General features: G+C 44.0%; 12 protein-coding genes. 6 read left to right on the top strand and 6 right to left on the bottom strand.

Going from position 1 to position 13,229, the window contains the following annotated elements; translation table 11 throughout:
* Positions 1-162 precede the first annotated feature (162 nt).
* Positions 163-483: a 2Fe-2S iron-sulfur cluster-binding protein gene (locus QUA43_RS09440; RefSeq protein WP_333373161.1), complete on the bottom strand. Its 321-nt coding sequence runs from the start codon at positions 481-483 to the stop codon at positions 163-165.
* Positions 484-595: 112 nt separating this feature from the next.
* Positions 596-1,243 carry an RNA polymerase sigma factor gene (locus QUA43_RS09435; RefSeq protein ID WP_006634336.1) on the bottom strand — a complete coding sequence of 216 codons (648 nt, stop codon included), beginning with the start codon at positions 1,241-1,243 and terminating at the stop codon, positions 596-598.
* A gap of 217 nt (positions 1,244-1,460) precedes the next feature.
* Between QUA43_RS09435 and QUA43_RS09430 the strand changes: the two genes are divergently transcribed.
* A complete protein-coding gene (locus QUA43_RS09430; RefSeq protein ID WP_333373158.1) occupies positions 1,461-2,249 on the top strand; it encodes a phage Gp37/Gp68 family protein in 789 nt (262 codons plus the stop codon).
* Here QUA43_RS09430 and QUA43_RS09425 read toward each other — a convergent pair.
* From QUA43_RS09425 to QUA43_RS09415, 3 genes are all read right to left on the bottom strand, one after another.
* Positions 2,230-3,354 carry a three-Cys-motif partner protein TcmP gene (locus QUA43_RS09425; RefSeq protein WP_333373157.1) on the bottom strand — a complete coding sequence of 375 codons (1,125 nt, stop codon included), beginning with the start codon at positions 3,352-3,354 and terminating at the stop codon, positions 2,230-2,232. The two genes, QUA43_RS09430 and QUA43_RS09425, sit on opposite strands and share 20 nt — an antisense overlap.
* A 37-nt stretch (positions 3,355-3,391) precedes the next feature.
* A complete protein-coding gene (locus QUA43_RS09420) occupies positions 3,392-7,102 on the bottom strand; it encodes a hydantoinase B/oxoprolinase family protein (protein WP_333373155.1) in 3,711 nt (1,236 codons plus the stop codon).
* 311 nt (positions 7,103-7,413) lie between these two features.
* On the bottom strand, positions 7,414-8,262 hold the full coding sequence (locus QUA43_RS09415; RefSeq protein ID WP_333373154.1) for a M20/M25/M40 family metallo-hydrolase: 849 nt from the start codon (positions 8,260-8,262) through the stop codon (positions 7,414-7,416).
* Between the two features lie 48 nt (positions 8,263-8,310).
* On the opposite strand from QUA43_RS09415, the gene QUA43_RS09410 reads away from it, so the two are divergent.
* The 4 genes from QUA43_RS09410 (at position 8,311) to QUA43_RS09395 (ending at position 11,003) form a co-directional block, all read left to right on the top strand.
* On the top strand, positions 8,311-9,480 hold the full coding sequence (locus QUA43_RS09410) for an AAA family ATPase (RefSeq protein WP_333373151.1): 1,170 nt from the start codon (positions 8,311-8,313) through the stop codon (positions 9,478-9,480).
* Between the two features lies 1 nt (position 9,481).
* Positions 9,482-10,144: a phage tail protein gene (locus QUA43_RS09405; protein ID WP_333373148.1), complete on the top strand. Its 663-nt coding sequence runs from the start codon at positions 9,482-9,484 to the stop codon at positions 10,142-10,144.
* Between the two features lie 152 nt (positions 10,145-10,296).
* A complete protein-coding gene (locus tag QUA43_RS09400; RefSeq protein WP_333373146.1) occupies positions 10,297-10,587 on the top strand; it encodes a hypothetical protein in 291 nt (96 codons plus the stop codon).
* Entirely contained in the window at positions 10,584-11,003 is a 420-nt protein-coding gene (locus QUA43_RS09395) for a PIN domain-containing protein (protein ID WP_333373143.1), read from the top strand. The genes QUA43_RS09400 and QUA43_RS09395 overlap by 4 nt, the downstream gene beginning before the upstream one ends.
* A gap of 13 nt (positions 11,004-11,016) precedes the next feature.
* On the opposite strand, the gene QUA43_RS09390 is transcribed toward QUA43_RS09395, so the two are convergent.
* On the bottom strand, positions 11,017-12,090 hold the full coding sequence (locus tag QUA43_RS09390; RefSeq protein ID WP_333373141.1) for a DMT family transporter: 1,074 nt from the start codon (positions 12,088-12,090) through the stop codon (positions 11,017-11,019).
* 270 nt (positions 12,091-12,360) lie between these two features.
* On the opposite strand from QUA43_RS09390, the gene sppA reads away from it, so the two are divergent.
* The gene (sppA, locus tag QUA43_RS09385) at positions 12,361-13,179 is read left to right on the top strand and encodes a signal peptide peptidase SppA (protein ID WP_333037394.1); all 819 of its coding nucleotides are present in this window, start codon (positions 12,361-12,363) and stop codon (positions 13,177-13,179) included.
* The last annotated feature ends 50 nt before the right edge of the window (positions 13,180-13,229 follow it).

Below are 13,229 nucleotides of genomic sequence, written 5' to 3'. Positions count from 1 at the left end.
AAAAACTGATTTCCTCTTACTTAAAATAAAGAGCGGCTTGATATAAAACTTGTTCTTGATGAGTTAACAAAGTGCAGACCTGCGAATATAATTCGCTCTTCTACAAAGAAATTTCGCGCCCAGCGAGGCTAGAATAAAAGATGGTAAAAAACTGATTTCCTCTTACTTAAAATAAAGAGCGGCTTGATATAAAACTTGTTCTTGATGAGTTAACAAAGTGCAGTCAGAAAGCGGGTAAGCCACACAAGTAACAGCGTAGCCAGCTTGCAATTCTGACGGCTTCAAAAACTTTTGTTCGCTTTGGTCGATTTCACCGCTCAGCAATTTGGCAACGCAAGCAGAACACTCTCCTTGCTTGCATCCGTTCGGCAAGCGGATACCGGCATCTTCTGCCATATCTAAGATATACTGGTCGTCTGGTACTGCGATCGTGCGATCGAGCGCAAGTTCCTGATTTACCAACCGAACTTGATAAACTGCCATTTTTTTCTTATTCCTCGCGAAAGGGCGGGTTTACGATGCTGTTAGTCCTAGCAAATATTTCGGGTAAAACCCGCCCCTACAACTAGAAAGGGCGGATTTATATGGTGTATATCTAGACAAGTGCTTCTTGATAATCGAGATTTTCATCTAGATAAATAGCCCGAATATCCTCCGGTAAGTTGGATTCTAAACTTTGATATCCTTTTTGCAGCAAAGCCTTTACCTGAGCCGGCGAAATAGCTTCGCCTTCTGCTTGCAAATAAGCTGCAATTCGAGTTTCGCTCCAGCGGAAAGTCTGAGCCATCAACACCACTAAACGGGGCAGCGGCGCTAACAATTCTAAGGCTTGTTTGACGTAACACCACAGGGGAGGCGGCGCCGATTGCAAAGAGTAGTGAATCGACTCAACAGGGGGCAATTCAGCTTGATTTATGCAGACTGCGGTGACATTAATCAGCCAGTTTTGGAGACTAAGATTTCCGCCATCAGACTCTTGGATCTCGCGGCGCAAATCGAGGCCTCGGAGTTCGTGATAGATGTGCAGCCAAGTGTGGGCAAACAGGTAATCGCCTTGTACGGGCGATCGTACGGAATGGCGAATCAGGGAGTGGACAATTTGAGCGTAGCGGCAAAAAATCGCCGTGAAGAAGCGACCCTGATCGGGATGGTTTTGAAACAGAGTCAATAATTCCTGGTCGCTGTGATGGAACAGGGATTTGACCACAGGATGGTTGAGTTCTGAAAAATTAGGTGTTTGCACAATTGTTCTGGAAAGGTTTGGAGAATAAATGCGGGTGCAGCCCGATTCTACAACACGATATACATTTGATGCAAGTGCTTAAAAAATATGTTGATAATAAAGTCAAATTTATTATATAATTAAGTTGTAGATGACTGTGGATCAACGTCAATTAGTAGAGTGAATCTTATTGGTTCAGTGTCACCTACAAATGTTATTTAAATGGTAAATTTTTTGTATGTCTAGCATTAATACTGGTATCGAATGGACTGACAGAACGTGGAATCCAACGACGGGCTGCGATAAAGTCAGTCCGGGCTGCACGCATTGTTATGCCGAAGCATTAACAAAAAGGTTTCACACTAATTTTCCTAACGGTTTTGATTTAACACTGCATCGCGAGCGGCTGCAAGAACCCAAACGCTGGCGAAAACCGAGCCGCATTTTCGTGAATTCGATGAGCGATTTATTTCACGAAGAAGTTCCTTTTTCATTCCTTAAAGAAGTTTTTGAAGTGATTCGAGAAACTCCTTGGCACGTATATCAAATTCTGACCAAAAGACACGAACGCCTTCGCGATCTAGCAGATAAATTAGACTGGCATGACAACATTTGGATGGGAGTTTCTGTTGAAAATCAAAAGTACGTTGACAGGATTGATTGTTTGCGAAAAGTACCTGCCAAGGTCAGATTTCTCTCGTGCGAACCGCTTTTAGGTGCTTTGGATATTGATTTAAAAGGCATTCATTGGGTAATAGTTGGGGGAGAATCTGGACAAAAACACCGTCCCATGCAAGCAGAATGGGTTGAGAGTATTCAACAGCAGTGTGAGGAGGCTGAAGTAGCGTTTTTCTTCAAGCAATGGGGAGGTAGAACACCTAAAGCTGGTGGGCGACTTCTGGATGAAAAAATCTGGGATGAGATGCCGGAAGCATGGGATAAACATCAAAGGCAATTCAATGGCTACACTTTCAGGATGAGTCGTAACTCAAATAAAGTAGTAGCACCTACTTTGGTAAAAATGTAACTGTCACCTTCTCTCCAAATGTAATTTCTCCTTTGTACTTCCTTCGTTTACTGGCAGGTGGATCTGCTATTATTTTACCTTGTTGTTCGAGTTTCTTAAGAGCTTCTTTGTAATTTTTACTAATGTAGCGCTTGCCAACATGATGCTGATTGTAAATTTGTTCCATAGTCATCGTCTGAGCGGCAAATTCATCCAACAACAAATTTTCCAGCTCATCCAGAGGACGGTAAAGCTCATATAATAGGGGATATCTAGGTGGAGCGGGATTGTATTCAAAAGAAGAAACACCTTGTTTAGCGCTAGAGCTTTCTCCAGCCATGATTTCTTTCATGATTGAATAACCCAAAACATTTTTTGAGACAAAAATTAAATGATGGGTAGTCCGATTACCGCCTTCATTTTTAAAGCAAAATGGGAGTACATATGAGCCACCTATTTCTTTCAAAGCCTGAGAGATAGCCTCCACAATTATTAACTCTCGCTCCTCTGGTTGCTTCGATTCAAGCTGTCCCCTAAGATTGTCGGCTCGTTCTTTACCGAAGAGAGAATTCATGTGCTTCTCTACGGCTGTATTATGCAATCCCATGTTGATCCGGTTGTAGTTAAAGAAAAATATACAATCACAACCCCAATCTTTGATGACCGCTCCAATTAGCGCAAGTGACAAGCCTTTATAACCCCAAGGGTCGATAAAGAATAGTGTAGGAATCTTAGTGATTTGTTTAATTGCTTGAACAATTTCTTCTCCAACCTCCTTATTTAAAAGTATTGGCTTATGGGTTAACCTGCCTATATCTGGGATGGATTCTATAGCCTGCTGGAGAGACTGAGTATTATTTGAGTCCTTATCATTAAACAAGGTTACTAGCATTTGTGACATATCTGGATCGGCAATAGCACGTTCCAAGATAAGTAATGGAGTAGACTTAGAACCGTCTTGATAGCGACCTGGCCCAGAGAACAAATCAATATAGGCAATTTTATTACTCCATTTCTTTGCTGTGGGTATAATTACCTTTGCCCAGGCCCAAAAGTATTTAGCAACTATTTCTGATTTTACTAAAGAATTATCTCTGGACTCATCAAAGAAAGAACTGTCAGGCATCACAGTCACCTCTACAATTTAGTTAATTTTACTGCGGCTACATAATTGTACCATAACCTCCACCCCCAGGAGTCTCAATGACAAACACATCCCCCGGCTGCATTTCCACAGTCGCCGTACTCCCCAATTCCTCAACTTTACCATCAACGCGCTCTACATAATTCCGCCCAACTTTCCCCGCTTCACCCCCATTCAAACCGCAAGGAGAAATCACCCGCCTCCCCGATAAAATTCCCGCCGTCATCGCCTCCCGAAACCGCACTCGCCGCACCACTCCATTACCGCCGCGATGATATCCATTCCCCCCACTATTAGCCCTAACTTCAAAATTTTCTAACAACACCGGGAAGCGCCATTCTAATACTTCTGGGTCAGTTAAACGCGAATTAGTCATGTGAGTTTGTACCGCATCAGTACCGTCAAAATCTGCACCAGCGCCCGAACCGCCGCAAATTGTTTCATAATATTGATAGCGCTGATTTCCAAAGGTAAAATTATTCATAGTTCCCTGAGAAGCCGCCATCACTCCCAAAGCACAATACAAAGCATCGGTAATATTTTGCGAAGTTTCCACATTACCTGCAACTACCGCCGCTGGATAGCGAGGATTCAGCATACAGCCTTCGGGATTGATGATTTCGAGAGGTTTCAAACAGCCCGCATTTAGAGGAATATCGTCATCTACCAAGGTGCGGAAAACATACAAAACAGCGGCTTTGCACACCGCAGCCGGAGCATTAAAATTGTTAAATTGCTGAGGAGATGTGCCAGTAAAATCTATTTTTGCACGGCGCGCAGATTTGTCAATTGTAATCGCTACCTTAATTTGTCCGCCACTATCCATCGGATAAGTAAACTCGCCATCTTGCAAAACATCAATTACGCGCCGTACCGACTCTTCAGCATTGTCTTGTACGAAGCCCATATAAGCTTGTACCGTTTCTAAGCCGTAATGTTCAACCATCTTGAGAAGTTCTGCTACACCGCGATTGTTTGCAGCAACTTGCGATTGCAAATCCGCGATATTTTGGGCGACATTGCGAACAGGAAAATCCCCGGCTGTGAGAATTTCTAGTAATTCTTGTTCTCGAAATTTTCCCTCGCTTACTAGCTGGAAATTGTCAAACAATACGCCTTCTTCAGTTACTATCTTACTATTCGGAGGCATGGAACCGGGAGTGATGCCGCCGATGTCGGCGTGGTGTCCCCGCGATGCTACATAAAACAAAGGAAGGAAAGAATAATTATCAAATACGGGAGTAATTGCGGTGATATCTGGTAAATGCGTGCCGCCGTTGTAGGGATTGTTAGAAACATAAACATCGCCCGGTTGACTTACATCGCTTTGTGCTAAAATTAAAGCTTCAACGCTTTCGCTCATCGAGCCGAGATGTACGGGAATGTGCGGCGCGTTGGCAACTAATTGCCCGTTTTTGTCGAAAATTGCACAGGAAAAGTCGAGACGTTCTTTGATGTTGACTGAGGAACTTGTGTTTTGCAAGGTGACGCCCATTTGTTCGGCGATCGCCCGAAACAAGTTATTAAATATTTCCAGCAAAACCGGATCGGATGTAACCGCAGATAAACGCGAATGAACGCGGATATTATCGGTTTCCATCTGCGTGCATCTGCGGTTCAAAATTAGATCGTTATTTTCGGTGATTTCCGCTTCCCAGCCCGGTTCTATGATATTGGTTCCCGTTGCTTCAACAATCATCGCCGGGCCGCTAATGCAGTCGTGCGATCGCAAATCGTTTCTCTGATAAACCGGCGTTTCCCGCCACCCGCCAGCAACATAGGTTTGCACGGTTGAAATTGGTTGCACAGGCAAGATGCCCGTGCCACAAGAGGGGGAAATTGTGGATGCTTCCGGCACATCCATTCTTTCTACAACTTCCACCGAAACCGCTTCCACAATTAGCGGTTTTTCGGGCATAATAAAACTATAACGCTGTCGGTGGGCGGCTTCAAATTCAGCCTGCATCGCCTCAAAATTGTCAGCAAAATTGACCGCCAAAACCGAGTCACTTCCCTGATATTTTAAGCGCAACTTGCTAACAACTAAAACCTCTGACTCATTCTCTATGTTCTCTGCGCGTCTGCGGTTCAATTCCCTCTTTCCCTCTGCCTCCAATTCCGTTAAAATATGATGCAAATCAGGTAATAATTCTGCATTTAATTGTTGCTCGATCGCCCTTTCGCGAATAGCCCGCACATCAGCCAAACCCATACCGTAAGCGGACAACACACCCGCATAAGGGTGAATAAATACCCGTTTCATCCCCAAAGCATCGGCGATCGCACAAGCGTGTTGGCCGCCCGCACCGCCGAAACAGCACAATGTATACTCCGAAACATCGTAACCGCGCTGAAGCGAGATTTTTTTGACAGCATTTGCCATCTTTTCCACAGCGATCGCCAAAAAACCCTCCGCCACCTGTTCCGCCGTCCTCTCGCCCCCAATTTCCCCCGCTAATTGCCCAAATTTTTGGTTTACTACGTCAGAGGCGATCGGCAAATCTCCATTCAATCCAAATACTTTCGGGAAAAAATCCGGTTGAATTTTCCCCAACATCACATTGCAATCAGTCACCGTCAAGGGGCCGCCTTTGCGATAGCAAGCAGGCCCAGGATTGGCCCCAGCAGACTCCGGCCCGACGCGGTAGCGAGCCCCGTCAAAAAAGACAATTGAACCGCCGCCGGCTGCTACAGTGTGAATTGCCATCACGGGCGATCGCAATCTCACCCCAGCAATTTCCGTCTCAAATTCGCGTTCGTATTCGCCGTTAAAATGAGCAACATCTGTCGAAGTTCCCCCCATATCAAAGGTAATAATTTTATCAAAACCTGCCTTTTTGCTCGTTTGAACTGCACCGACAATTCCCCCAGCAGGGCCCGATAAAATACTGTTTTTTCCTTGAAATTGTGCGGCGTCCACTAAGCCGCCGTTGGACTGCATAAACATTAATTTAGGGGACGGGCACGGGGAGGAGGAGGAGGGCGGGCACGGGGGCACCGCCCCTACAGATAATTGACTGGTTACTTGTTCGACATAACGCCGTAAAATCGGAGATAAATAAGCATCGACAACCGCAGTATCTCCCCGCGAAACTAATTTCATCAGCGGGCTAACTTCGTGAGATACTGAAATTTGAGTAAAGCCAATTTCTTTCGCTATTTTAGCAACTTGTTTTTCATGTTCCGAGTAGCGGTAGCCGTGCATGAATACGATCGCACAACTGCGAATTCCCTCATCGTATGCTTGCTGCAAAGACGGGATAAACTCGGGATTGACAGCAGTTAACTCCTCACCTTGAACACTGTAGCGTTCGGCAACTTCAATAACTCGATCGTACAGCATCTCCGGCAAAACAATGTGGCGCGCGAAAATATTCGGGCGGTTTTGATACCCAATTCTCAGCGCATCGCCGAAACCTTTAGTAATTAACAGAATTGTGCGATCGCCCTTTCGTTCCAGCAAAGCATTTGTCGCCACCGTCGTCCCCATTTTAATCGCTTCAATTTGTGCAGCAGGTATGGAAACATCTGCGGCAATTCCCAAAATGTCGCGGATTCCTTGGACTGCTGCGTCTGTGTAGCGTTCCGGGTTTTCCGATAGCAGCTTGTGAATGACTAACTTACCGTCGGGGCTCTTAGCGACAATATCAGTAAAAGTACCACCGCGATCGATCCAAAATTGCCAGCGAGTGCGAACGTCAAAAACAGCATTCATATCATTATCCATCATAAATGTTAATCAGCCTTTTATGGGCGGGCAGGATGCCCACCCCACAATACAATTTATCTCTTGTGGAACAGGCATCTTGCCTGTTCTCGATCGTAAATGTTAATCAGCCTTTTATGGGCGGGCAGGATACCCACCCCACAATACAATTTATCTCTTGTGGAACAGGCATCTTGCCTGTTCTCGATCGTAAATGTTAATCAGCCTTTTATGGGCGGGCAGGATGCCCACCCCACAATACAATTTATCTCTTGTGGAACAGGCATCTTGCCTGTTCTCGATCGAGGTACAAAATGTCAGTTAAAATAAAACTGCTATATATATCGAATAGCCTCAACCAACCCCTGACAAACACCAGCCAGAAAATCCAAATCCAAAGTCTCAATCCGATCGCTTTCTTGATGATAATGTGGGTTTCGCATATTAGCAGTATCAGTCACCATGATAGCCGGATAATCATTATCCCAAAAAGGAGCATGATCGCTGCGGCGAGTATCCGCCACAATTAAACCTCGATTCGGCACCGGCAGCCACTCGCAGGGCTGACCAGATTTGCGAATTTTACCACTCAAATTAATCATATCGGGAACCGTCCGCAAATTGCCAATTAAAGCAATAAAATTACCACTATTTGGATAAAAATATTTCAAGCCAGCGGGATAGCTTTGAGAATTAGGATTATGGTTGCAATAACCCAACATTTCCAAAGAAATCATTAACCGGATTGACTCTTGCTGTTGCTTGTATTTAGCTGCATGATGACTGCTGCCAAAACAACCGTATTCTTCCATATCGAAGGCGACTAATTGCACAGGATATTTGAGCGGCCTAGATGCGATATGCCTTGCGAGTTCCAGCAACACAGCAACACCAGTAGCATTATCATCGGCCCCAGGCGTCCCCGGCACAGTATCGTAATGAGCACCAATTACGATCGGCGGCAACCCCTTCTTACTCGCCTGATCGAAGGGGGGTAAATCCAAAATAAAATTGTGATGAATTCGGCCGCGCACCGAAAAATCGTCAATTTCTACAGTTCCCCACTGTGCCAACTGTTCGCGGATGTATTGCTGAGCATAAAAATGCCCTTGGGATGCGAGGTATGGGTTGCGATCGCGTACAATTTGAATCAGATGGCTGTGCAAGCGTTCTTTGAGATTCATGCGATCGGAGATATAATGAGTACACTAAGGATTATATGGGATTGAATTATGATTGGAGAAGTCAGAATCGAAAATTATAAGTCCATTCAAAAGCTGAAGCTAGAATTAGGACGAGTAACTGTATTGATCGGTGAAAATGGCTGCGGCAAGAGTAATATCCTAGAGGCGATCGCCCTTGCTTCTGCGGCGGCTAATTATAAGCTTGATAACGAGTTCTTAGCTGCAAGGGGCATTCGAGTTACAGAACCTCGATTTATGCGAGCAGCTTTTGAAAAGGAAAATTTAGTTAAAAATATCAAAATTGAGTTAAGAGCAAATAACAAACAACAATTTCGTTGTATTTTACAAAATGATAATGCTCCTTATTCTCAGTGGATGACTAAAAACTTTTGGGGCAACAATGAAACATCTACAGAGAATGTTTTTAATCTTTTTCTTCAGAAATACGGGGGGCTAGACAGACTTTTATCAATTTTAAAAAACACAACGGAACTACCAGAACAAGACTTATCAAAATTGAACCACGATATAGACTCCTTTATTGAAATACTTCACTTACATCTATTTATAGTTTACTCTCCTGAAAATCCCGCTTTACGAACATTTGAAAAAGAAGGGCAAATTCAACCGTTAGGCATTAATGGCGAAGGCTTGTTTAAACTTATTAATTTTTTGAATTTAGATGAAAATCAATACAAATTTAATGAAATAAAAAAAAAGCTACGCTTGATAGATTGGTTTGAAGATTTTGAAGTTCCTCAGAATTTAGCAGCAATGCAAACTTCTATCCAAATCACAGATAGGTACTTAGATACTGATTTAAGTTATTTCGACCAAAGAAGCTCGAATGAAGGCTTTTTGTTTTTACTCTTTTACTTTACCTTGTTCATTAGCGATCTCACACCTAAATTTTTTGCAATAGATAACATTGATGCTTCTCTCAACCCCAGATTGTGTCGCAGATTAATGCAAGAATTAGTTGAATTAGCTAAAAAACACGACAAACAAGTTATCTTTACAACCCACAACCCGGCAGTTTTGGACGGTTTGGATTTAGAGGATGACGAACAGCGACTGCTTGTGATTTCTCGCAACCAATTAGGTTATACTAAAGCCAGACGCATTCTGGGCCCCAAACCTCTAGAGGGCCAAGAACCAGTAGAATTATCAGAGGCATTTTTGAGAGGCTATATCGGCGGACTTCCTAAGAATTTTTAATATGATTAGTTTTGGATTGATTGCAGAGGGACTGACTGACCAAATTGTAATAGAAGATATTTTAGCTGGATATTTTAATAGTGCATATATAGAGGTGACACCTCTTCAGCCAAAAAGAGATAAATCAAAAATCGGCGGCTGGACTCTAGTATTTGATTATTGTAGGTCAAAAAAATTTCAAGAAGCATTTCAATTTATTGACTATATCATTATTCAGATAGATACGGATGTTTCAGAAGATTATGGTGTAGCCAAACAAGATGAAAACGGTGAGTTTACTCCTCAGCAGTTAATGGAAAAAGTTATTGAAAAGTTTAGAGGTGCGATCGGCGATAATTTTTACAGCAGATATCAACAACAAATTATATTTGCCATCTCCGTACATTCTATTGAGTGTTGGTTGCTGCCCCTGTATTATACAGACAAGAAGAAACAAGCTAAAGTTAAGAACTGCCTCGATACTTTAAACCTGCAACTTGCGAAAAAACACAAGTTTACGATCGACGCTAATGCTAAAAATCCTGAATATTATCGAGAAATTTCAGAACAATATCGCAAGCATAAAGTTTTGATGAAGCATTACGCAGAAAATCCCAGTTTAAAAATTTTTATAGAAGAGATTCAAAGCAGAGACATTAAGATTGGTGATGATGAGGATTGGTAAGCTGTTGGGCATCTAAATTGTATCTTTTGGGCGGGCGAGACGCCCACCCCACAAGACTTTTCTTAAACTTGACTATACAATTTAAATGCACTTCAGCTTAATGAAGCAAGTTATTCTGTCATATAATAGAAACATAGTTATCGGAGATTACCATGCAAGCATACAAACTTAGAGGTAAAATCGATGCAACTGGCAACTTGGTAGTTGTGGAACCTGTGAATATGCCGCCGGGAGATGTAGAAATCATCGTCTTGCAGCTACCTGATGCGGTTGTCAGTTCTCCAGATCCACTAATTCAGTCGGAGGAAGCTAAGCCTAAAAGAAAAGTGACAACTAAAATCAAGGCTTTGCAAGCCTGGTTTGAAAATACTGAACCAGTTTCACCTGACTTCGATGCAGAGGCAGCTAGATGGGAAGCTTTAAAGGAGAAATACAATCTGTGAAAATCTTGCTAGATACCAACATCATTTTAGATATCGCCCTTGAAAGACAGCCATTTTTTGGCGAAAGCGAACAAGTTTTGTCCTTAGTTGAACAAGGAGAGGTAGAAGGCTATATTTCAGCCTCAACTTTTAGCGACCTTTACTATATTATCCGTAAAGCTAAAGGTCGAGATTCAACGCTTGAATTTTTGCGGCAGCTAGCCACATTTTGTCAAGTCGCAACAGTAGATAACTCTGTTATTTCAATGGCATTAACTTGCAACTTCAAGGATTTTGAATATGCGATTCAGTACAGCACTGCTGTAATCAATCGAATTGATGCCATTGTCACCCGCAACCCGCGAGATTTTCCGGTTACTACTCCTAGGATTGTAACTCCAAATCAGTTAATTCTTGAATTAACCAATTCTCCCTAAATTTCTCAAAGCCCTAAACTTCTGATTCCAGTTCGCTAACCCGCAACTGCACGGGTAACTCTACAGAATTCAACTCAGACGACTCTAACAATCCTGTTGCTTCAACTTCTGCACTCGCTTCACCGTGCCGCACTTTTCGCAACTTTTCACCCAAAGTATCCCGCTGATTAATCAAATAAATACTAACCAAAGTCAGCCCAACCCCCATCGATTGCAGCGGATTGAGCACTTCGCCCAAGAACAAATTGCCGAACAGCAAAGCAAATACAGGCGTAAGAAAGGTAAGAGAACTTAAACTGGTTAGACTGCCACTCGAAGCAAAATAAAAGAATAAACCGTAGGCGATCGCACTTCCGAACACGGTAGAATAACCTAACGCCATCCAGCCGGAAAAATCGATATTCACAAACTGATCAGACTCAGTTGCAGCCGAAATTACCAACAGCGGCAAACCGCCCAAAATCATGTGCCAACCAGTCGCCACCACCGGGTCAACATAACGGCAAACCCAGCGCACCAAAACCGTACCCACAGCCATCGACAAAGCGGCCAACAGCATCAACCATTCTCCACCCTGAAACAACTGTTCGATACCCGCAGAAACTGGTGCGTTTTCAGGATGAAAAAGCCCCAAAATCCAGCCATCGGGCAACCCAATCAAACTGATGCCGACTACGCCAATAACTAATCCCAACCACCCCCAAAAACCAATTTTTTCTTGAAACAGCCACAAACACAAAATCGCCACAGCTAGCGGTTGAGAATCAATCATCACCGAACCCAAACCCGCACCGGTTCTCGCCAAACCTTCGGCTAAAAAGCCTTGAAACAAAGTAGCGTCAACTAAAGCAAACAGCGAAATCCACAGCCAAGCTTTCCAACCCTGGGGCTGCGATTTTCCCATCAGTGCCGCCGCCAGCAGCACCAACACGCCCGCAGGTATCAAACGCACGACAGCCACAAACAGCGGCGTTGTGTGCGGCATCACCCCCTTCATCGCTACCATCGCGGTTCCCCACAGGAAAAATGGTGCAATTAGCCACAGCGGGGCAAAAGGTAGTTTTGAATCGGTAAGCTTTAGCTGCATGGCGGAGACTCCAAATAATTGATGAGATTGATTCTCGTGGGGATGATGTAGTTTTGTTAAGCAATTTTTACAATTATATATTGGTGTTGGGTGAAGTGCGATCGCACAAATCTCGATCAGCCATTAGGAACAGGCATCTTGCCTGTTACGAACAATCTGGAACGGGCTCTGCGGTCTGTTGCGAACACAGGCACAACATCTACCCCGATGAATAAGGCACACTATAAGAAGTTAGCTACAAAAATCCGTAACATTGCCTGTAAACTGCCCATGATTTGGCCATTCAAGCCCCGCTACCGCAAACAAATCGCCCGTATCGAAATCACCGGAGCCATTGCCGGAGAAACCCGTAAACGAGTGCTAGAAGCTCTCAAAACTGTTGAAGAACGCAAATTTCCCGCCTTGCTGCTGCGGATAGACAGCCCCGGCGGCACTGTCGGCGATTCCCAGGAAATTTACAGCGCACTCAAGCGTTTGCGCGAAAAAGTCAAAATTGTTGCCAGTTTCGGCAATATTTCAGCTTCTGGCGGAGTTTACATCGGCATGGGAGCCGAGCATATCGTTGCCAATCCCGGTACAATTACCGGCAGCATTGGGGTGATTATCCGGGGCAACAATCTAGAACGGCTGTTAGAAAAAGTAGGCGTTTCTTTTCAGGTGATTAAATCGGGGCCGTATAAAGATATCTTGGCATTCGATCGCGAATTGACAGATCCGGAACAGCAAATTCTGCAAGACTTGATCGACACCAGCTACCAGCAATTCGTGGAAACCGTTGCGGAAGCCCGGAACTTGGGCGTTGAAAAAGTCAAAAGTTTTGCCGACGGTCGGGTTTTTACCGGTCAGCAAGCCTTAGAATTGGGTTTGGTCGATCGACTGGGAACAGAAGAGGACGCTCGCCGCCTTGCTGCCGAACTCGCAGGCCTCGACCCGGAAAAAACCGAGTCTTGCACCCTAGAAAAACAAAAACCTTTCCTAAATCGCGTCTTGGGGAGTAGTCTGGATATATCCGGGCTTTCAGCTTACAATAATTTGCTGGAATTCGAGCTTTCTACTAGCGGTTTGCCGCTGTGGATGTATCGCCCGTGATTAAATAGTCAGTTGGCAGTTGGCAGTAGTCTGTTGGCAGTGGTAATTAG

Origin of the sequence: Microcoleus sp. N9_B4, assembly GCF_036701635.1 — a bacterium.
GTDB lineage: Bacteria > Cyanobacteriota > Cyanobacteriia > Cyanobacteriales > Microcoleaceae > Microcoleus.
This window is presented reverse-complemented; position numbering and strand designations above follow the sequence as displayed.

Bases quoted from the DNA above. Each gene is read 5' to 3' on its own strand.
- QUA43_RS09405 (WP_333373148.1), top strand. From the start codon at position 9,482: ATGATTAGTTTTGGATTGATTGCAGAGGGACTGACTGACCAAATTGTA.
- QUA43_RS09415 (WP_333373154.1), bottom strand. From the start codon at position 8,262: ATGAATCTCAAAGAACGCTTGCACAGCCATCTGATTCAAATTGTACGC.
- QUA43_RS09425 (WP_333373157.1), bottom strand. From the start codon at position 3,354: ATGCCTGACAGTTCTTTCTTTGATGAGTCCAGAGATAATTCTTTAGTA.
- sppA (WP_333037394.1), top strand. From the start codon at position 12,361: ATGATTTGGCCATTCAAGCCCCGCTACCGCAAACAAATCGCCCGTATC.
- QUA43_RS09400 (WP_333373146.1), top strand. From the start codon at position 10,297: ATGCAAGCATACAAACTTAGAGGTAAAATCGATGCAACTGGCAACTTG.
- QUA43_RS09390 (WP_333373141.1), bottom strand. From the start codon at position 12,090: ATGCAGCTAAAGCTTACCGATTCAAAACTACCTTTTGCCCCGCTGTGG.
- QUA43_RS09420 (WP_333373155.1), bottom strand. From the start codon at position 7,102: ATGATGGATAATGATATGAATGCTGTTTTTGACGTTCGCACTCGCTGG.
- QUA43_RS09430 (WP_333373158.1), top strand. From the start codon at position 1,461: ATGTCTAGCATTAATACTGGTATCGAATGGACTGACAGAACGTGGAAT.
- QUA43_RS09410 (WP_333373151.1), top strand. From the start codon at position 8,311: ATGATTGGAGAAGTCAGAATCGAAAATTATAAGTCCATTCAAAAGCTG.
- QUA43_RS09440 (WP_333373161.1), bottom strand. From the start codon at position 483: ATGGCAGTTTATCAAGTTCGGTTGGTAAATCAGGAACTTGCGCTCGAT.